Origin of the sequence: uncultured Gilvimarinus sp., from assembly GCF_963975215.1 — a bacterium.
In the GTDB taxonomy this organism is placed as follows: Bacteria; Pseudomonadota; Gammaproteobacteria; order Pseudomonadales; family Cellvibrionaceae; genus Gilvimarinus.
Window position 1 is genome coordinate 82,484 of the sequence record NZ_CAXBFW010000013.1, and the last position, 19,724, is coordinate 102,207.

A 19,724-nucleotide genomic window follows, 5' to 3' on the forward strand; every position below is an offset into this window, starting at 1 on the left:
GTATTAATGAAAGAGCAAAACAGCCAATTAATAAAGCAGCTAGGGCGTGTTGGCGTACTGTTTGGCGGTCGCTCGGCCGAGCGTGAGATTTCGCTACGCAGTGGTGCGGCCGTGGTCGCTGCGCTGTCTGAGCTGGGTGTCGAGCATGTGGCTATCGATATTGGCGAGCACAGTATCGATCACCTGCAAAAAGCCGGTATTGATCGCGCTTTTATCGCGCTGCACGGCCCCGGTGGTGAGGATGGACGCATTCAGGCGGTGCTGGAGTATTTGGATATTCCCTACACAGGTAGCGATGTGCAAGCCTCGGCCATTGGCATGGATAAACTGCGCACCAAACAACTGTGGCGCGGTATTGGTGTTAATACTCCGGACTTTGCAGTGCTCAACGAACAATCAGATTGGGCCGGCGTGTTAAATACGTTGGGCGGCGATGTGATGGTTAAGCCCGCTCACGAGGGCTCGAGCATTGGTATGGCTCGGGTGAGTAGCCCCGGCGCGCTAAAAGACGCTTACGTGGCAGCGGCTAAGTTTGATGCCGTGGTAATTGCCGAGCGGTTAATTACCGGCGCGGAGTACACAGTGGCGATTTTGGGTGAACGGGCATTACCACCCATAAAACTTGAAACAGACCATACGTTTTACGATTACGACGCTAAATATTTTGCCGACGACACCCGCTACTTGTGCCCTTGTGGTTTGGATGAGACGACCGAGCAGCAACTTCAGGCGCAAGCGTTGCAAGCATTTCGCAGTATTGGTTGCCGTGGTTGGGGCCGGGTTGATGTGATGTGCGACAGCAATGGCGTATTCCAGATGCTGGAGGTGAATACCGTGCCGGGCATGACCGATCACTCATTGGTACCCATGGCCGCTAAGGCGACGGGGCTGGATTTTAATGCATTGATACTGGCGATTTTGTCGGAGAGTTTAAGCCAATGAGTAAACGAGCGGCGCGCGCCAAAGGCTACCGTCAGGCGACACCTAAAGGTGCCAGCCGCTCGTCCAGCTCGTCAGTGGTTGCTCGTTTGTTTGTATTGGTGTCGCGGGCTGCTCTGGTGGTGTTTGTCGCCGGTATTGGCTTTGGGGTTTATCACTATGGTGGTGCCGCGGCCAACCGGATTTTGCAGCACCCGGTCGATGAGGTGCGTGTTGAAGGGCCGTTTCACTTTGTGACTCGTGAGGCGGCCACCGATTTGATTGGTGCAGCGATTGATAACGATTTTGTCGACTTGGATATTACCGAGTTAAAGCAAAAAATTGAGCAACACAGCTGGATCGAGCGCGCGGTGATTACCCGCAGTTTACCCAGCGCGCTGGTGGTAACGCTGGTCGAACAAGTGCCGATTGCGCGTTGGGGCGACAAGGGTTTTTTAAATCAGCGCGGCGAAGTTATTACGACCGATGAGACGGAGCTGCTAAGCGATATGCCCGAGCTGAGCGGCCGCGAAGAGCAATCAACCCGGATCATGCAGCAGTACCAGGATTTATCCGGTTTGCTGCGCTCGCGTAATTTAACCATTGTGCGGCTGTGGGTAGATGAGCTAAGCACCTGGCGGATCACCTTAAATGGCGGTGTCGAGCTCGTGTTAGGTAAAGATGACTTGGCGGAAAAAATACAGCGCTTTTTGCTGGTATACGACGAGCATTTAGTGCCGCAGTTTGACGCCGTAGTGCGAGTTGATTTGCGCTATACCAACGGCCTGGCAGTCGCCTGGTCGAATGAATATGAAGTGCTGGTGGAAGAAGCCAGTTAACTCACACATTAAGTATTGGGGAAAGAGGTCCATTTAAATGGCGGGCTCAAACGACAACAAAATGATAGTGGGCTTGGATATCGGCACATCCAAAGTGGTAGCCATCGTCGGCGCCATTACCCCTGACGGGGATTTGGAGATCGTCGGTATTGGCTCGTGTCGCTCTAACGGGCTGAAAAAAGGCGTGGTGGTGAATATTGAATCCACTGTGCACTCGATTCAGCGAGCGGTTGAGGAGGCTGAGTTAATGGCTGGCTGCCAAATTCACTCGGTTTACGCGGGTATTGCCGGTAGTCATATTCGCAGCTTGAACTCCCATGGGATTGTCGCCATTAGGGATCGCGAAGTTTTTTCGCAGGATGTAGACCGGGTGATTGATGCCGCGCAAGCGGTCGCGATTCCCGCCGATCAAAAAATTCTGCACATTTTGCCGCAGGAGTTTTTGATCGATGACCAGGAAGGCGTTAAAGAGCCTCTGGGTATGTCGGGTGTACGGCTTGAGGCAAAAGTGCATCTGGTGACCTGCGCGGTGAATGCGGCGCAGAATATCGAAAAATGCATCAAGCGCTGTGGCCTTGAGGTGGAAGATGTCATTTTAGAGCAGCTCGCCTCAAGCTACTCGGTACTTACTGATGATGAGCGCGATTTGGGTGTGTGTATCGTCGATATTGGTGGCGGCACGACAGATATCGCCATTTTTACCGATGGTGCGATTCGTCATACAGGGGTTATTCCCATTGCCGGTGATCAGGTGACCAATGATATTGCCATGGCCTTGCGTACCCCGACACAAAATGCCGAAGAGATAAAAATTAAGTACGCCTGCGCACTGGCGAAGCTAACCGGCCCCGATGAAACCATCAAGGTGCCAAGTGTTGGCGATCGCGCCGCCCGTAATTTATCGCGTCAGGCGTTGGCCGAGGTGGTCGAGCCGCGTTACGACGAGTTGTTTACCTTGGTGTTGGCCGAGCTGCGACGCAGCGGGTTTGAAGACATGCTGCCCGGGGGCATTGTGCTAACCGGCGGCACCGCAAAAATGGAAGGCGTGGTCGAGTTGGCCGAAGAGATCTTTCATATGCCGGTAAGGTTGGGTGCACCGCAAAACATTACCGGGTTATCCGACATCGTAAACAATCCAATTTACTCCACCGGTGTGGGGCTGTTGCAATACGCCGTAAAGCAACATTTGGGCGAAAATCACACGACACCGGCAAGCGATAGTGAACCTACGTTTTTTAGCAAACTGAAAAGAATGTTTCAGGGCGAATTTTAATTTTTTAATCTTCAAATTTTATTTTTTAACTTTTAAATTTTACTTTACGGAAGAGAGGATATAGCCATGTTCGAGCTCGTAGACAGCATGCCACAAAATGCAGTGATCAAAGTTATTGGTGTCGGCGGTGGTGGTGGCAACGCCGTAAAACACATGATTGAAAACAACGTTGAAGGTGTAGAGTTTATCTGCGCCAACACCGACGCGCAGGCCCTTAAAGATGTAGACGCGCGAGTTGCTTTGCAGTTGGGCAACAGCATGACCAAGGGCTTGGGTGCGGGTGCTAACCCCGAGATTGGTCGCCACGCTGCGATGGAAGATCGCGAGCGTATCGCCGAAGTCCTTCAGGGGGCCGATATGGTATTTATCGCCGCGGGTATGGGCGGTGGTACCGGTACCGGTGCCGCGCCCATCGTGGCAGAGGTTGCCCGCGATATGGATATCCTGACGGTCGCGGTCGTTACCAAGCCATTTCCGTTTGAGGGCCGCAAGCGTATGCAGGTGGCGGAAGCCGGTATTAAAGAGTTGCAAGAGCGCGTCGACTCTTTAATTACCATCCCCAATGAAAAGCTGCTCTCGGTACTGGGTAAGGCCACCAGCTTGCTGGATGCCTTTAAAGCGGCCAACAGTGTGTTGCAGGGCGCCGTTCAGGGCATTGCCGATCTAATCATCCGCCCCGGTATGATCAACGTCGACTTTGCCGATGTGAAAACCGTTATGTCTGAAATGGGCATGGCCATGATGGGCACGGCACACGCTACCGGTGACAACCGCGCCCGCGAAGCGGCCGAGGCGGCTATCCGCAGCCCGTTGCTGGAGGATGTGAACCTGCAAGGCGCGCGCGGCATTTTGGTGAATATTACCGCCGGTATGGATTTGTCGTTGGGCGAGTATGGCGAGGTGGGTGAAACCATTGCCGAGTTCTCATCGGATGACGCGACCATCGTTGTGGGTACTGTGATCGACCCAGAGCTGCAGGACGAGCTGCGCGTTACCGTGGTAGCAACTGGCTTGGGTATTGCCGGGCAGGCGGCTAAAGCGCCCACCAAGGTGGTGGTGGATAACACTCGTCGCGCCGATGGCCAGCTGGATTACTCGGCCCTGGATCGTCCAACGGTTATGCGCAATGCGGGCGGTCAAGCGGCGGCTGCCGCACCGGCAGTAGATAAAGACATGGAATATCTGGATATTCCGGCCTTTTTGCGCCGTCAGGCCGATTAAGTCATTAAGCCGTGGCGTTTGTGGCGCACACAGTCGTGTGCCGCAAACGCTATAGCGGCCGCACAAAGCTGGTGCGGCCGCTTGCTAATGGCTGGTGAATCTGAGCATTTTTTGCTATAGTTCGCCGCTTTACGCAGCCATAAAAGATGGGCGATATCGCTGTGCGGTGGTTTTGTTGGGGCCTGACGTTTTTTTAGGGTCGAAACTTCCGTGAAGATGCGGGTTAATGTCGGTATTTTCGGCAATTAGCTGTGACTTGTGCGATCGAATATAACGCCTGCACGGGATGTTTGTTTACACCATCTATATAGAGCCAAACCCAACAATGATCAGACAGCGTACCCTTAAAAATGCCATTCGCGCCACAGGTGTGGGTCTTCACACCGGGCAAAAAGTTTATCTCACACTCTTGCCTGCCGAAATCGACAGCGGCATTGTGTTTCGTCGGGTCGACCTCGATCCGGTGGTTGAGATTGAAGCCAAAGCCGAGAATGTGGGCGATACCACGCTGTCCACCAGCCTGGTAAAAGGGGATGTGAAGGTCTCCACGGTAGAGCATTTGCTCTCGGCCATGGCGGGGCTTGGCATCGACAACGCGATTGTCGAGGTGAGTGCACCGGAAGTGCCGATTATGGATGGCAGCGCCGGTCCGTTTGTGTTTTTGATTCAGTCAGCGGGCATCCAGGAGCAGGCGGCGGCGAAGAAGTTTATCCGCATCAAACGCCCGGTTACCGTACAGGATGGCGATAAAACCGCCAGTTTTATCCCGTTTGATGGCTTTAAAGTGTCTTTCTCGATCGAGTTTGACCACCCGGTGTTTAAGGGCCGCGCGCTTGAAACTTCGGTCGACTTCTCCAGCACCTCGTTTGTTAAAGAGGTTAGCCGTGCCCGCACGTTTGGCTTTATGCATGAAATCGAATACCTGCGCTCTAAAGGTTTGGCTAAGGGCGGCAGTGTTGATAACGCCATCGTGGTTGATGAGTACCGTATCCTTAACGAAGACGGCCTGCGCTACGAAGACGAGTTTGTTAAGCACAAGGTGTTAGACGCCATTGGCGATTTGTACTTGCTGGGTAATAGCTTGATTGGTGAGTTTAAGGCTCATAAATCGGGTCACGCGCTTAACAATAAGTCGCTGCGCCAGCTTATTGCGCAAAAAGACGCCTGGGAAGTGGTCACGTTTGATGATGAGAATGCAGCGCCCATTTCATATATGAAACCGCTGCTCGCCGTATAGCATTCGACGGGTTATCGTTGCGGCGATAATTGCCAGTAAAAAGAGGCTCGCAGATTGTACTCTGTGAGCCTTTTTTATATAGTTGGCAAAATTTACCGCGTAAATAACGAAATCGAAATATAAATAACGGCGCGATATAACGACGACATGTAAGTGAAATGGTGTAAAAATCTAGGCATTACTGGCCCTGTGGGTATGTTAGTGCTTACTTTTTATTGCCGTTTGATAATGAGACAAACACACAGAGTACCCTTAGATATACCGACATGAAGATTATTCTGGTCAGTAAACGCCACGGTCACGCGCGCAGCATTACGCTGGGCGGCTGGACGCGTGCGTTATTGTCCGTGTGTATTCTGGGGTTGCCGGCGGTCGCCGGTGCATTGGGTTACCACCTGCTGGTGGCGCAAAACAACAGCGACTTTTTTACCGCTGAATCCCGCCGGGCTTGGGATAGCGCGCTCGCCGAGCAGCAAAGCCAGGTTTTAGAGAGCCGCCAGCGGGCGCGCTCGGAAGTCGCCGCGCTGACCTTAAAAGTGGCCGAGCTGCAGGCGCGGCTAGTGCGGTTGGATGCATTGGGCGAGCGCCTTACCAACATCGCGAAGCTTGATTCTGGCGAATTTGATTTTAGTCAGCTGCCCGCCCTGGGTGGCCCGGAAGATACCGAATTAGGTGATGCGTATTCACCCCCTCGCTTTATTGATGCTATCGATGAGCTGTCCCGGCAGATCGCCAACCGCGAGCAACAGCTAGAGACGCTGGATGCGCTGCTGGTCAACCGGCGCCTTAAAGAAGATATTTTTGTTGCGGGCCGCCCCATCGAAAAGGGCTGGATGTCGTCGCGCTATGGTCGGCGTACCGATCCGTTTAGCGGCAAAGTAGCCTGGCACGGTGGTGTCGATTTTGCCGGTAAAGAGGGGGCTAACGTTGTCGCTGTTGCCGCCGGCGTTGTTACCTGGTCCGATGATCGTCACGGTTACGGTAACTTGGTTGAGGTCAACCACGGTGGTGGTTTCTCGACCCGTTATGCCCACAACAAAGAAAACACGGTAAAAGTTGGCGACGTTGTTAAAAAGGGCCAGGTCATTGCGTTGATGGGCTCTACCGGTCGCTCGACGGGGCCTCACGTACACTTTGAGGTGTACAAAAATGGCCGCTCTGTCGACCCTGCCTCGTACATACATCGCACCTTGCGATAACCCTCTTTCGGTTTTCATCTCTGCCTCTATTGTGCCTGAGTTTCAGGCTGTAGCGCGGTTGTCTAAGGACGGCGGCGCAGACGTTTATTGATTTTATGGATTTATTGCATGTTAGCTAAAGTGACTAAATGGGTCTTGGGCTCCAAAAACGATCGCGTACTGAAACGTATGCGCAAAACAGTGGTGCGTATTAATGAGCTGGAAGAGCAAATGCAAGCGCTCTCGGACGCGGACCTAAAAGCCAAAACCGCCGAGTTTCAGCAGCGTTTTGCCGACGGTGAAAAAATCGATGCGATTCTGCCTGAGGCTTTTGCCGCTGTACGCGAAGCCAGCCATCGCGTTTTGGGTATGCGCCACTTTGATGTGCAGTTAATTGGTGGCATGACGCTGCACGAAGGCTGTATCGCCGAGATGCGCACCGGTGAAGGTAAAACCCTGATGGCCACTTTACCAAGTTATCTGCGGGCGATTACCGGTAAAGGGGTGCATATTGTTACGGTCAACGATTATCTGGCAAGCCGCGATGCCGCCTGGATGCAGCCGCTATATGAATTTATGGGGCTAAGCGTAGGTGTAATTCAGTCGGGCCAAATGACCGATGCCAAGCGCGAAGCCTACGGGGCTGACATTACCTACGGCACCAACAACGAGTTTGGCTTTGACTACCTGCGCGACAATATGGCCATGCGCAAAGAAGACAAAGTTCAGCGCGAACTGCACTTTGCCGTGGTGGATGAGGTGGATTCGATTCTGATCGATGAGTCGCGCACACCGCTGATTATCTCGGGCCCCACACAAAACAGCGCCGAGCTGTACCAGCGCATGAATAAACTCATCGGCAGCCTGACTCGTCAGCAAGAAGACGAAGAAGAGGGCGATTACTATGTGGATGAGAAAAGCCGCCAGGTTGAGCTGACCGAGCAGGGTCATCAGCATGTCGAGCAACTATTGATTGACGCCGAGCTACTGCCCGAAACAGACAGCCTATACTCGGCCGCTAACCTGAGCTTACTGCACCACGTAAACTCGGCGCTGCGTGCCCACGCGTTGTTTCATCGCGATGTCGAGTACATCGTGCAAAACAACGAAGTCGTGCTGATTGACGAGCACACGGGCCGCACCATGGCGGGCCGGCGTTTGTCCGAGGGTTTGCACCAGGCGATTGAGGCAAAAGAGGGCGTGCGGATTCAAAGCGAGAGCCAAACGCTGGCCTCGACCACCTTTCAAAACTACTTCCGTTTGTATCCAACTTTGTCGGGCATGACAGGTACCGCTGATACCGAAGCGTTTGAGTTTCGCGATATTTACAGCCTGGATGTGGTGGTTATCCCCACCAACCGGCCTACCCAGCGTATCGATAAAAACGATTTGGTGTACTTATCGATCCCGGAAAAATTTGATGCGATTGTGCACGATATTGAAGAGTATCGTAAAAACAACGCGCCTATTTTGGTGGGTACCGCCTCGATTGAAACCTCCGAGGAAATGTCTAAGCGTTTAAAACAAGCCGGTATTCCGCACCAGGTGCTTAACGCTAAGTTCCACGAAAAAGAAGCCGAGATTATCGCTCAGGCCGGTCGCCCCGGTAACGTCACTATCGCCACCAACATGGCGGGTCGCGGTACCGATATTGTGTTGGGCGGCAGCTGGGAGGCTGAAGTCGCGGCACTTGGCGACGCCTCTGAGGCGCAAATAGAAAAAGCTAAAAGCGAGTGGAAGGTTCGTCACCAGCAAGTCATTGAAGCCGGCGGCTTACACATTATTGGTACCGAGCGGCACGAGTCGCGTCGTATCGATAATCAGCTGCGTGGCCGTGCCGGTCGTCAGGGTGATCCGGGGGTTACCTGTTTTTACCTGTCGCTGGAAGATAACCTGATGCGTATCTTTGCCTCAGATCGCGTGCGCAATTTAATGCAGGCGCTGGGCATGGAAAAAGGCGAAGCGATTGAGCATCGTATGGTGAACAACGCCATCGAAAAAGCCCAGCGCAAAGTCGAAGGGCGCAACTTTGATATTCGTAAGCAACTGCTGGAATACGATGATGTGGCGAACGATCAGCGGCAAATTGTGTATCAACAGCGTAACGAGCTGTTAGAGGCGCAGGATATTTCTGATACCGTTGCCAACGTGCGTGAAGACGTAGTGGACGATCTGGTCAGCGCTCACGTGCCACCGCAGTCGATTGAAGATCAGTGGGATATCCCAGGCTTAGAGAAACAACTAGAAGCGGACTTTGGTTTGCAGCTGCCGGTGCAGCAATGGCTGAACGAAGACGACAACCTGCACGAAGAAACCCTGCGCGAGCGTATTCAGCAAGCAGTACAGCAGGCCTATAGCGAGAAGTGTGAGCGCATTGGCGAGGTCATGCGCGAGATCGAGCGCCAGGTGATGCTGCAGGTGCTGGATAACTCCTGGAAAGAGCAGTTAGCCAGTATGGATCATTTGCGTCAGGGCATTAACCTGCGCTCGTACGCGCAGCGTAACCCCAAGCAAGAATATAAGCGCGAAGCCTTTTTCTTGTTTCAGGAAATGCTTGAAACCGTTAAGCGCGAGTCTATTAATATGCTGGCGCGGGTCGAGCCGGTTAGCCGCGAGCAAATGGAAGAAATGGAGCGCCGCCGCATGGCCGAAGAAGCCCAGGCGCGTCAAAAAATGCAGCTTACCCACGATCAGGCTTCGGCCATGGGCACAGAGGGCGCTAAACGCCCCGAGGCCGGTCAGGCGGGCGCAGCACCCGTTACCCGTGAAGGTCGCAAAGTGGGCCGCAACGATCCGTGTCCCTGCGGCTCAGGGAAGAAGTATAAACAGTGTCACGGTACGCTGACTTAAGAGAGCTCATAACATGGCTGTAGGTGAATATCCGTTTCCCACTATGCCGCCGGTGGCGGGTGTTGCCATTGCCGCCGCGGGCGCCGGTATTAAAAAGCCCGGGCGCGACGATGTACTGTTGTTTGCATTGGCGCCTGGCAGTACTGTGGCCGGAGTTTTTACGCAAAATGCGTTTTGCGCGGCGCCGGTTAAAGTGTGCCGCGCACACCTGGCCGAGGCCGAGGCACGTTATTTAATTATTAACTCGGGTAACGCCAACGCCTGCACCGGCGATTCGGGTTACCAAAACGCGTTAACCGTGTGCGCCAGTGTTGCGGCGCAAATGGGTGTGTCTCAGGCGCAGGTGTTGCCGTTTTCTACTGGTGTTATTGGCGAGCCACTACCCGTGGCTAAAATTACCTCAGTAATACCCACGCTGTGCCAAAGCACTCATGAAGATGCGTGGGAGCGCGCAGCCCGCGCCATTATGACCACCGACACCCGGCCTAAAGGGGCAACCCGGCAGCTGGTGCTGGACGGCCAGACGGTTACCGTAAATGGAATCTCGAAGGGCGCCGGCATGATTAACCCCAACATGGCCACTATGCTGGGTTATATCGCCACCGATGCTGCCGTTGCGGCCGATGTGTTGCAGCAACTGGTGCGCGAGTCGGCCGGGTTGTCGTTTAACCGCATCACGATTGATGGCGATACCTCGACCAACGATGCCTGCATGTTAATGGCATCCGGCCAGGCGGGTAACGCGGTTATCAGCGATACCAGCTCAGGCGATTACGCGCTGTTGCGTACGGCGGTGATCGACGTGGCCACCGAGCTGGCACAGGCGATTGTGGCCGACGGCGAGGGCGCCACTAAGTTTGTTACCATCGATGTGACTGGCGGCGCCAGTCACGATGAATGTTTAAAAGTGGCCTACGCCGTAGCGCACTCACCACTTATTAAAACGGCGCTGTTTGCCAGTGACCCTAACTGGGGGCGTATCGTGGCTGCCATCGGCTATGCCGGCGTTACAGACCTGGACGATGAGGCCGTGACGGTGCATTTAAACGATGTATTGATCGTCGAGCACGGCGGCCGCGCGGCCAGCTATACCGAAGAGCAGGGCCAGCAAGTGATGAATGGCGAGCGCATTACCATCGCTATTGATTTGGGCCGTGGGGTGGCACAGGAAACCCTGTGGACCACCGATTTATCCTACGAGTATGTGCGTATTAACGCCGACTACCGCACGTAATATGAAGCAAGTGCATGTGGCCGTTGGCGTGCTGACGGATTCAGAGGCAAACATCTTAATCGCCAAGCGCCCACAAACCGCTCACCAGGGTGGTTTGTGGGAGTTTCCCGGCGGTAAGGTCGAGCCGGGCGAAACCGTGCAGCAGGCGCTTGCTCGCGAGCTCTATGAAGAGCTAGACGTGCATTGCGATAAGTTTCAGCCGGTGATCCAAATTGCCCACGACTATGGCGATAAACGCGTATTGCTCGATGTACACCGCGTACTAAACGTTAGCGGTACGCCCATCGGCAAAGAGGGGCAGCCAGTGCGCTGGGTAACGGCCGCCGAGCTCAGTCAATACCCATTCCCCGCAGCCAATTACCCTATCGTCAATGCCTTACAGTTGCCCGAGCGACTGCTCATTACCGGGCCGTTTAACTCTGAGGCGGATTTTTTAGCGCGTATTGATAACTCGTTAGCACAAGGGCTACGCCTGATTCAGCTGCGCGCCCCGCAGTTATCGCCAGACGCATTAAAGCCGTTGGCGCAAAAGGTTAAGGCACGTTGCGCCGATTATGGCGCGAAGCTTGTAATCAATACGGATACTGCGCTTGCAGCGGAATGTGAGGCCGACGGAGTACACCTAAACAGCGAGCGGCTGCATGAGTTAACGCAAAGGCCCGCGAGTGTGTCGGGCTGTTTGGTGGGGGGCTCTTGTCATAATGCGCGGGATATCGCCCAGGCTAATCATTTAGGGCTCGATTATTTGGTGCTGTCGCCGGTACAGGCAACCTCCTCCCATCCTGATGCCAGCCCTATGGGATGGGATACATTTGCCGAGCTTACCGCCAAAGCAAAAATGCCTATGTATGCACTGGGAGGCATGACCGACCGGGATACTAATAGAGCGCAGCGCGCCGGCGGGCAGGGCGTTGCCGCTATATCGGCGTGGTGGGGTGGGGAAAGTCTGACGTCGGACGGCTGATGTTGGATGCCAAGCCGATGGTTAGGCTCTTGTTCAATGGCTAAGGGATGTTAAATGGCTAAGGGCTTTGTCGCTCCCCCATACTGTCATTGCCTGCCGGGGTACGCAGTTCACCTAAAAGCGCGCAAGCATCACTTATCTTCAAGCCTGACACGATGTCAGCCATCCGACTTTCTTTTATTCAAACTCATCATTCTTTGCCTGGGCATCCTCGCCCGGAATACGGTGGCCTTCGCCCGCCCACTCCCCCAAATCAATCATTTTGCAACGCTCACAGCAAAAGGGGCGAAAAGGGTAATCTTCGCTCCAGACAATGGCTTTTTGGCAGGTGGGGCAGTTTAGTTTTATCACATCATCATTCATGGTGGGGATTATCCCTCGAGTCGAGCGGTGCCGCAAGCTGACAAAGTACGACGTGCGGTAAATCAAAGCCACTAGGTTCCCATTTTCATGGGAACGACGATCAAGGGAGGGTGGTGGTGGACGGGGGAGGAGGGGCCGGCACCACTCTCTCTCTACACCGTCATCCCGGGCGCAGCGAAGCGGAGACCCGGGATCCAGTGCCCGTAAGCTACGGAGTGCGTCAAATCAAAGCCGCTGGATTCCCGTATTCACGGGAATGACAGCAAAGTGCCTACTCTCTACAGCGTCATCCCGGGTGCAGCGAAGCGGAGACCCGGGATGACGTACAGGAAGTACTAATGTCGGCAGGAGCTAGGGATAGCGAAGCCGATCCAGCGTCTTTGTCAGTTCGAACACTGCCCCGGGATGACGTACAGGGAGTATTAATATCGGCAAGAGCTAGGGATGGCGAGGTCTATCGAGAGTCAGCAAAGTAATAGGTGCGGTAAATCAAAGTCACTAGGTTCCCATTTTCATGGGAGCGACGCTGTGGGGGGCGAGATCAGCACAACACACGCTCTACTACATCGTCATCCCGGGCGTAGCGAAGCGGAGACCCGGGATCCAGAGTCTGAGAGCTACGGAGTGCGTCAAATCAAAGCCACTGGGTTCCCGTATTCACGGAATGACGGCAAAGTGCCGTACTCTCAGCGTCATTCTGGGCCCAGCGACGCAGAGACCCAGGCTGACGTAAATGGAAGTACTAATGTCGGCAAGAGCCAAGGATGGCGAGGCCGATCCAGTGCCTGTAAGCTACGGTGTGCGTCAAATCAAAACGGCTGGGTTCCCATTTCCATAGGAATGACAATTGAGAGGGGTTAGTGCAACGTAATAATCTAGTCGAGGCTGTCACTCAAAGCCAAATAACGTTGGTGCAACTTACCAATCTGCACCTCAAGGTCATCCAGGCTGCCATGGTTGTGCAACACGTCCTGCGCGCGTGCCAATCGCTCGGTGCGGTTTAGCTGAGTCGCCATAATCGCCTCTATTTGCGTCGGCGCAATATTGTCCCGCAGCGCGGCGCGGGCTACTTGTGACTCTGGCGGGCAGTCGATAACCAATATCCGGTCGGTGAGTTGGTGTTGGCTAGTCTCCAGCAACAACGGCGATACAAAAATCACATACGCCGATTGGGCATTAGCTAGCTGCTCTTTTAAGCGCTGATTGATAATGGGGTGCAGCAGCCCCTCAAGCCAGGCTTTTTGGGTGGGGTCGGCAAAAATAATTTGCCGCAATTGCGCCCGGTCAAGCGTGCCTTCAGGCTGTAAAATTGTGGGGCCAAAGTGTTGTGCGATATCGGCTAACGCCGGCGTGTTAGGCTCGACCACTTCGCGGGCAACGACATCGGCATCTACCACGCAAATCCCTAACCGCTCAAAGCAGGCCGACGCGGCGCTTTTACCGCTACCGATGCCGCCGGTAAGGCCGATGGTTAGTTTAGGAGAGGGCATGGGGTTTTCGGCTCCTACTTATGGCATTAAGCGGGGTTGGCATTGGAGGGTGGCTAGGAGGTCTGACGTCGGACGTAAAAGATAGCTAGGCAGTCATTCGGTATGACGGCCTGGCGGTGGGCAGACGAAGGCCTGTCTCACTGTAGCCGATTTATTTCTTTCACATCAGACGTCCGACGTCAGCCATCCGACTTTCTTTTTCACATCCGTTCACCCCACCATCGCCACTTGCAAATACTGCGCGACGACTTCATCGCCCCACAGCAGCGCGATCCAGCCGGCAATAGCTAAGTAGGGGCCAAACGGAATGGGTATGTTTTTATCGCGGCCCATTATTAAAATCATGCCGATGCCAATAACCGCACCCACCAGCGACGATAAAATAATAATCAGCGGCAACATCTGCCAGCCCATCCAGGCGCCCAGTGCGGCGAGCAATTTAAAATCGCCGTAGCCCATACCCTCTTTGCCGGTCAGTAGCTTAAACAGCCAAAATACCGACCACAGCGATAAATAACCAAACACGGCGCCCCACAAGGCGCTGGGTAAATCGGTTACTAAGCCAAAGTAATTAACAATTAATCCCAGCCACACCAAAGGCAGGGTAATATCATCGGGCAGTAGCTGGGTGTCGATATCAATAACCGTTAATACCAGCAGCGCCCAGGTTAAAACCAGCAGCGCGCCAGAGGTGGCGGTTACCCCAAATTTAACCACAATAGCCAGCGACAATAGCGCTGTTATAGTTTCAATAATCGGGTAGCGGGGCGATATACGCACTTTGCAGCTAGCGCATTTACCCTTAAGCAGTAAATAGCTAATAACCGGAATATTCTGCCAAGGCTTAATGGCAGCTTTGCACTTAGGGCAATGAGAGGCCGGGAAGGCCAGGCCGAGCTTTTCTGTTGGCGCGTCGTTTGGTTGCTCTAACAACTCACAGCACTGCTCACGCCAGGACGCCTCCATAATTTTGGGGAGGCGCAGGATGACTACGTTGAAGAAGCTGCCAAGGGTTAAACCAAATAAAACGGTAACGATATACACAAACCAGCTGTATTCGCTGGCTAAAAAAGAGGTTGTCGACATGAAGTTACATAACCTGCCCGAGCTGGAAGATAGGTAGATACATCGCGATCATCAAGCCGCCCACCAAAACCCCCAAAACTGACATAATCATGGGTTCTAGCAACGACGATAAGCTGTCGACTTTGTTATCCACGGCTTCCTCGTAGTAAACCGCAACTTTATCCAGCATTTCGTCCAATGCACCAGATTCTTCACCGATTGAAGCCATCTGTATTAACAAGGAGGGGAAAATACCACGGTTTTTTAGGGCTGTATTGAGCTGAATACCCGTCGAAACTTCCTCTCGTACGGTGATAATGGCATCTTGGTATATACGGTTACCCGCCGCACCGGCCACGGATGTCAGCGCATCGATAAGTGGAACACCGGCGGCAAACGTTGTAGAGAGTGTACGGGCAAAGCGGGCCATCACAGATAGGTACAAAATGTCGCCGATAATAGGTAGTTTTAGCATGTACCTATCCACTGCGTAGGCGACTTTTTTACTGCGAAACTTTAACTCTTTAAATGCAAAAAACAGCGCGATCAGTCCAACAAAGAAGTAAAGCCAATAAGCTTGCGCCAAATCTGACAAATGAAGTACAAACAGCGTAAAGGCGGGAAGCTCTGCACCAAAGCTGCCAAAGGTTTCGGCAAACTGCGGTACTACTTTAATAAGCAAAATAGCGGTAACTACAATGGCTACCACGATAACGGCGATGGGGTAGGTGAGCGCTTTTTTAATTTTTGCTTTAAGGGCCTCAGTTTTTTCTTTGTAGGTCGCGATGCGATCTAGCATCGTCTCGAGGGCGCCCGACTGCTCGCCGGCCTCTACTAAGTTGCAAAACAAGTCGTCAAAATAGCGCGGATGCTTACGCAGTGCCGGGGCAAAGCCAGTGCCCGAGGCCACCTCGTCGCGAATTTCATTAATCAGCTTTCGTACCGAAAGGTTGTCGACGCCGTCAGCAACAATATCAAATGCTTGCACCAGTGGCACACCGGCTTTCATCATAGTGGCCATTTGGCGGGAGAATACGGCAATGTCAGTTGCTTTAATCTTTTTTCCGCCGCTCCCCAATAAGGGCTTAGGCTTCTTTTTAACTGACTTTACGTGTAGCCCTTGTTTTTGTAAGTGAGCGCGAATTAACGCCGGGCTGGTACCGCTGGTCTCACCCTGTACCGGCTTGCCTTTTTTGTCGGTGGCTTTATATACAAAGGTCGACGAGGTGACGGCTTTGGTTGGTCTGCGTGTTTTTGCTTTTTGTTGCGCGGTTGCGGTCGCCATGGTTAATCCTTGGTCACTCGGTTGGCTTCTTCTAGGCTGGTTAAGCCTTGAGCTGCTTTGCGCAGCGCAGAAACTCTTAAGTTATTAAAACCCGCCTCGTTAGCTGCTTTGGCTATTTGAAGTGAGTTCCCCCCCTCCATTATAAGGCTAGATATCGCAGGTGTGATGCGAACTACTTCATAGACGCCCACACGGCCTTTATACCCCTTTAAGCAAGAGTCGCACCCAACCGGGTGGAACAGCTCAAACTCCTCCCGTGGGATGCCAATATCGTCAAACCCTTCTTCGGTCAAAATTTCGGGCGGTATATCGGTTGCCGGCTTTTTGCACTTGGGGCACAGGCGGCGAGCCAGTCGCTGGGCAATAATTAAGCTAACACTGGTCGCCACGTTAAACGCCGGCACACCCATATTCAGTAAGCGGGTTAAGGTTTCGGGGGCGCTGTTGGTGTGCAAAGTTGAGAGTACCAAGTGGCCAGTTTGCGCGGCTTTAATGGCAATTTCGGCCGTTTCCAGGTCGCGAATCTCACCCACCATCACAATGTCCGGGTCTTGGCGCAAAAACGAGCGCAGCGCCTCGGCAAAGGTTAGGCCCACCTTGGTGTTCATTTGTACCTGATTGATGCCCTCGAGGTTAATTTCCACCGGGTCTTCGGCGGTGGATATATTACGCTCCTCGGTATTAAGAATGTTTAGGCCGGTATACAGCGATACGGTTTTACCGCTACCGGTAGGGCCGGTAACCAGAATCATGCCCTGCGGCTGCTCCAGCGCGTCCAGGTACATCTTCTTTTGCGCGTCTTCGTAGCCCAGGGCATCGATGCCCAGTTTGGCCGAGCTTGGATCCAGAATCCGCAGTACAATCTTCTCGCCAAACAGTGTTGGCAGCGTGTTAACCCGAAAGTCGATAGCGCGGGTTTTGGATATCTTCATTTTTATCCGGCCATCCTGCGGTACCCGGCGCTCGGAGATATCCATTTGCGACATCACCTTTAAGCGTGCGGCTAGCCGGGTGGCCAGGTTAATGGGCGGCCGCGACACCTCTTGTAATATGCCGTCGGTGCGTAACCTAACCCGGTAGGCCTTCTCGTAGGGCTCAAAGTGAATATCCGAGGCGCCAATTTTAATGGCGTCCAGCAGCACCTTGTTAATAAAGCGCACAATCGGTGCTTCGTCGGCCTCGCTGGTCTCCTCATCTTCTTTTACTGCTGTGCCTTCGGCGCTTAGCCCGTCCAGGTCTTCATCGTCCAGCCCACCCAAGGCATCACCAATACTCTCTTCATTGGCGTTAATGTAAGCCTCGATGGCAACGGTGAGTTTATCGGCCTCGACCAACACGGCCTCGGTATTAATACCGGTATTAAATTTAATCTCGTCTAGCGCGTGCAAATTGGTGGGGTCGACGACGCCCACAAACAAACGGTTGCCGCGGCGCATTAAGGGTAGGGCGCGGTGCTTTTCAATCAGCTTGGCGTCCACCAGCTTGCTGGGCATTGCTTGCGGGTTAAGGGCTTTAAGGTCAAATACCGGGGTGCCAAATTCATCGGCCGCTACCTGAGCCAGGGTTTTGGCATCCAGCACACCGCTTTGCACCAAATAGATAACAAACGGCAGTTTTTGTTTGTTTGCCTCGGCCAGCCCGCTCGCGGCCAGGGTTTCATCCAGCAGGCCGTCGTTAACCAGTCGCTTTGCCAATCCGTTAAGTGCTGCCATAGGCTTAAATGCTTTTGTTCGTGTAATGGTTTAGGTCGCAAGCTTAGTGCCTTGTGTATAAAGGCCGTTATTGGGGTTTACTTTACGAACTGTTGGCCTTGTTGGCAATGTTTGTGTGGCGCAACTCAATTTTGCCGTTTAAAGGTGACGTTTTTTGGCACTGATGGTCGTCGGGCGGCAGTCTCGGTTGGCGTGTTGGTCTAATAACTTCTGTTTTAGCTCTTATCAACCGCTTTGTGCGTGTTGGCCCACACCTTGCTCAGTTACCGCTAGGCTCAATGGGGGGCCGGATAAGAACACAATATTTTACTTTGAGCATATTTGGAGGCTCTAATGAAAAAAGTACAACAAGGCTTTACCCTGATCGAATTGATGATCGTAGTGGCGATTATCGGTATTCTGGCGGCTGTAGCTCTGCCTGCTTACCAAGATTACACTGTGCGTGCACAGGTATCTGAAGGTTTGGTTGCCGCGAGTGAACTGAAGGTTGGCGTAACTGAGATGTTTGCGACTGGTGGTATTGCTGGTGTGGCTGCATACTCTGGTGAGGTTGCTGCTGCTGTTGGTACCGGGGAAATCCTTACAACTCGTATAACTAATGTGGCTGTTGATCCTGCCACTGGCACTATTGATGTGACTTTGGGCGGGATTCCGCAGCTTGGTGGTACCAACGTTGTTCAATTTGTCCCTACTATCAATAACAATCCAATTACTGATGCTAACTCCAGCGGTACCGTCGAGTGGAACTGCTCTCCTGCTGCTGGTGCAGGTGGCACCACCATTGAGACTCAGTTCTTGCCGGGTGAGTGTCGCTTGTAAGTCATTCGACAAAGTTGTTTGATCTTTTTAAAAGCAGCCTCGGTTTTGCCGGGGCTGTTTTTTTATGCCGAGCGTTATAGTTGAGTGAAAGATGCGTCCACCCGCATCGACAAATTCACCGCCCGGCGGTGCTTGGTTAGCGCCCCCACCGATATCCGGCTGATATTTTTAAATAAGCTTTTCAGCGCGTTGATTTGTGCGATGTCTACCCCGCCCGATAGCTCTAGCTGCGCTATAAAGGTTTTGCCTTCTAGGTGACGGTTTACCTCCTCTAAGTCCATTTCGTCTAGCATCACAATATCTGCTCCGCTCGTCAGGGCTTCATCCAGCTGAGAGGCGCCGGGGTCATATATGGTCCGCCCCGTATTGCAAGATAAATTTCTTATGATCGTAAAAGGGTTGCTTCCATATATCCGGCCTTCGGGTAAGGTTATTAAAGCCTCTGGCCCTAATGGAATCCGCAGAATATCATATGGTCCTCAGTCCCCATGGATGAGGTAGCTTAAGTATCTGGCCTCCCAGTCCTTGTGTTGGCACTGCTCCGGTGCGCAAAGGTGGTATGATAATGTCATATTACTGCTGTTTTAGGAGCTCCCACTATGAGTATGCACCGAAAAACCATCACGCTGACCGAACAGCAAAACGACTGGGTGAAGGGTCAGGTTGCAAGCGGTCACTTCGGTAATGATAGTGAGTATATTCGCGATCTCATCCGAAGAGACCGACAGATGAAAGAGCGTCTTGCCACGCTGCGACAGGCCCTCGCTGAGGGTGAGTTAAGCGGTAAGCCTAGGCCGCTCAGCATGTCGGCTGTCAAGGCGGCTGGCCGTGACCGTATGAAGGTGGCTGATTAGTGCTTAAGCTGTGCATCACCCCTAAAGCGGAGTCGGATTTAATCGGAATTTGGGTGTATACCTGCGAAGCATGGGGGAGTGAACAGGCGGATAAATATTTGGATCAGCTGGAGGAGGGAATGGCAGCGCTGCTTGATCATCCCGCGCTGGGCGCGGATTATGCCCATGTTTCTCCTAGGTATCGCAGGTTGCAGGCTGAGCAGCACGCTGTTTTTTATCAGGTGCTTGAGTCGGGGGTGTTGGTTGTTCGTGTGCTGCACGAGGAAATGGATGCACCCGAAAGGCTTCTGGGTTAATAGAATGGCTAGCCCTAGGTTGAATATGGCATCTGGCGGCAATGGCTACCGGCCCCGCTGTTCCCACATATGTACTCGAATGGCGTCGATTATGGCTTCCAGGCTGGCCCGTACTCGTCGTTGCCA

General features: G+C 53.2%; 18 protein-coding genes. 12 read left to right on the forward strand and 6 right to left on the reverse strand.

The features are described 5' to 3' along the window. Nucleotides 1-6: 6 nt before the first annotated feature. The 9 genes from AAC019_RS10425 (at nucleotide 7) to AAC019_RS10465 (ending at nucleotide 11,714) form a co-directional block, all read left to right on the forward strand. Nucleotides 7-942, forward strand: a complete 936-nt coding sequence (locus AAC019_RS10425) for a D-alanine--D-alanine ligase (RefSeq protein ID WP_339898775.1) — start codon at nucleotides 7-9, stop codon at nucleotides 940-942. After that, on the forward strand, nucleotides 939-1,757 hold the full coding sequence (locus tag AAC019_RS10430) for a cell division protein FtsQ/DivIB (protein ID WP_339898777.1): 819 nt from the start codon (nucleotides 939-941) through the stop codon (nucleotides 1,755-1,757). Before AAC019_RS10425 ends, AAC019_RS10430 begins: the two co-directional genes overlap by 4 nt. Nucleotides 1,758-1,794: 37 nt before the next feature. Continuing rightward, entirely contained in the window at nucleotides 1,795-3,030 is a 1,236-nt protein-coding gene (gene ftsA / locus AAC019_RS10435) for a cell division protein FtsA (RefSeq protein WP_339898778.1), read from the forward strand. A gap of 66 nt (nucleotides 3,031-3,096) precedes the next feature. Then, complete coding sequence (gene ftsZ / locus AAC019_RS10440) at nucleotides 3,097-4,251, forward strand: cell division protein FtsZ (RefSeq protein WP_339898779.1); 1,155 nt, start codon at nucleotides 3,097-3,099, stop codon at nucleotides 4,249-4,251. Between the two features lie 325 nt (nucleotides 4,252-4,576). Further along, nucleotides 4,577-5,488 carry a UDP-3-O-acyl-N-acetylglucosamine deacetylase gene (lpxC, locus tag AAC019_RS10445; protein ID WP_339898780.1) on the forward strand — a complete coding sequence of 304 codons (912 nt, stop codon included), beginning with the start codon at nucleotides 4,577-4,579 and terminating at the stop codon, nucleotides 5,486-5,488. 266 nt (nucleotides 5,489-5,754) lie between these two features. After that, nucleotides 5,755-6,687, forward strand: coding sequence for a M23 family metallopeptidase (locus AAC019_RS10450; RefSeq protein ID WP_339898781.1), 933 nt, complete (start codon nucleotides 5,755-5,757; stop codon nucleotides 6,685-6,687). A gap of 108 nt (nucleotides 6,688-6,795) precedes the next feature. Next, complete coding sequence (gene secA, locus AAC019_RS10455; RefSeq protein ID WP_339898782.1) at nucleotides 6,796-9,516, forward strand: preprotein translocase subunit SecA; 2,721 nt, start codon at nucleotides 6,796-6,798, stop codon at nucleotides 9,514-9,516. A gap of 13 nt (nucleotides 9,517-9,529) precedes the next feature. Next, nucleotides 9,530-10,750: a bifunctional glutamate N-acetyltransferase/amino-acid acetyltransferase ArgJ gene (gene argJ, locus AAC019_RS10460; protein ID WP_339898783.1), complete on the forward strand. Its 1,221-nt coding sequence runs from the start codon at nucleotides 9,530-9,532 to the stop codon at nucleotides 10,748-10,750. A gap of 1 nt (nucleotide 10,751) precedes the next feature. Next, nucleotides 10,752-11,714: a Nudix family hydrolase gene (locus tag AAC019_RS10465; protein ID WP_339898784.1), complete on the forward strand. Its 963-nt coding sequence runs from the start codon at nucleotides 10,752-10,754 to the stop codon at nucleotides 11,712-11,714. 177 nt (nucleotides 11,715-11,891) lie between these two features. Here AAC019_RS10465 and yacG read toward each other — a convergent pair whose 3' ends face one another. From yacG to pilB, 5 genes are all read right to left on the reverse strand, one after another. Continuing rightward, nucleotides 11,892-12,077: a DNA gyrase inhibitor YacG gene (gene yacG, locus AAC019_RS10470; RefSeq protein ID WP_339898785.1), complete on the reverse strand. Its 186-nt coding sequence runs from the start codon at nucleotides 12,075-12,077 to the stop codon at nucleotides 11,892-11,894. Between the two features lie 875 nt (nucleotides 12,078-12,952). Next, the gene (coaE, locus tag AAC019_RS10475) at nucleotides 12,953-13,567 is read right to left on the reverse strand and encodes a dephospho-CoA kinase (RefSeq protein ID WP_339898786.1); all 615 of its coding nucleotides are present in this window, start codon (nucleotides 13,565-13,567) and stop codon (nucleotides 12,953-12,955) included. 210 nt (nucleotides 13,568-13,777) lie between these two features. Beyond that, on the reverse strand, nucleotides 13,778-14,653 hold the full coding sequence (locus tag AAC019_RS10480) for an A24 family peptidase (protein WP_339898787.1): 876 nt from the start codon (nucleotides 14,651-14,653) through the stop codon (nucleotides 13,778-13,780). Between the two features lie 4 nt (nucleotides 14,654-14,657). Next, nucleotides 14,658-15,917: a type II secretion system F family protein gene (locus tag AAC019_RS10485; protein ID WP_339898789.1), complete on the reverse strand. Its 1,260-nt coding sequence runs from the start codon at nucleotides 15,915-15,917 to the stop codon at nucleotides 14,658-14,660. A gap of 2 nt (nucleotides 15,918-15,919) precedes the next feature. After that, on the reverse strand, nucleotides 15,920-17,629 hold the full coding sequence (gene pilB, locus AAC019_RS10490) for a type IV-A pilus assembly ATPase PilB (RefSeq protein WP_339898790.1): 1,710 nt from the start codon (nucleotides 17,627-17,629) through the stop codon (nucleotides 15,920-15,922). A 333-nt stretch (nucleotides 17,630-17,962) separates the two neighbouring features. Here pilB and AAC019_RS10495 point away from each other — a divergent pair, with 333 nt between their 5' ends. Continuing rightward, nucleotides 17,963-18,448 (forward strand): pilin, encoded by a 486-nt coding sequence (locus AAC019_RS10495; RefSeq protein ID WP_339898792.1) that lies wholly within the window; start codon nucleotides 17,963-17,965, stop codon nucleotides 18,446-18,448. Nucleotides 18,449-18,522: 74 nt separating this feature from the next. On the opposite strand, the gene AAC019_RS10500 is transcribed toward AAC019_RS10495, so the two are convergent. Next, nucleotides 18,523-18,915, reverse strand: coding sequence for a hypothetical protein (locus tag AAC019_RS10500; protein WP_339898796.1), 393 nt, complete (start codon nucleotides 18,913-18,915; stop codon nucleotides 18,523-18,525). Nucleotides 18,916-19,047: 132 nt separating this feature from the next. Between AAC019_RS10500 and AAC019_RS10505 the strand changes: the two genes are divergently transcribed. Both AAC019_RS10505 and AAC019_RS10510 read left to right on the forward strand, forming a co-directional pair. Continuing rightward, nucleotides 19,048-19,302, forward strand: a complete 255-nt coding sequence (locus AAC019_RS10505; RefSeq protein WP_339898793.1) for a type II toxin-antitoxin system ParD family antitoxin — start codon at nucleotides 19,048-19,050, stop codon at nucleotides 19,300-19,302. Further along, a complete protein-coding gene (locus tag AAC019_RS10510) occupies nucleotides 19,302-19,598 on the forward strand; it encodes a type II toxin-antitoxin system RelE/ParE family toxin (protein WP_339898794.1) in 297 nt (98 codons plus the stop codon). The genes AAC019_RS10505 and AAC019_RS10510 overlap by 1 nt, the downstream gene beginning before the upstream one ends. The last annotated feature ends 126 nt before the right edge of the window (nucleotides 19,599-19,724 follow it).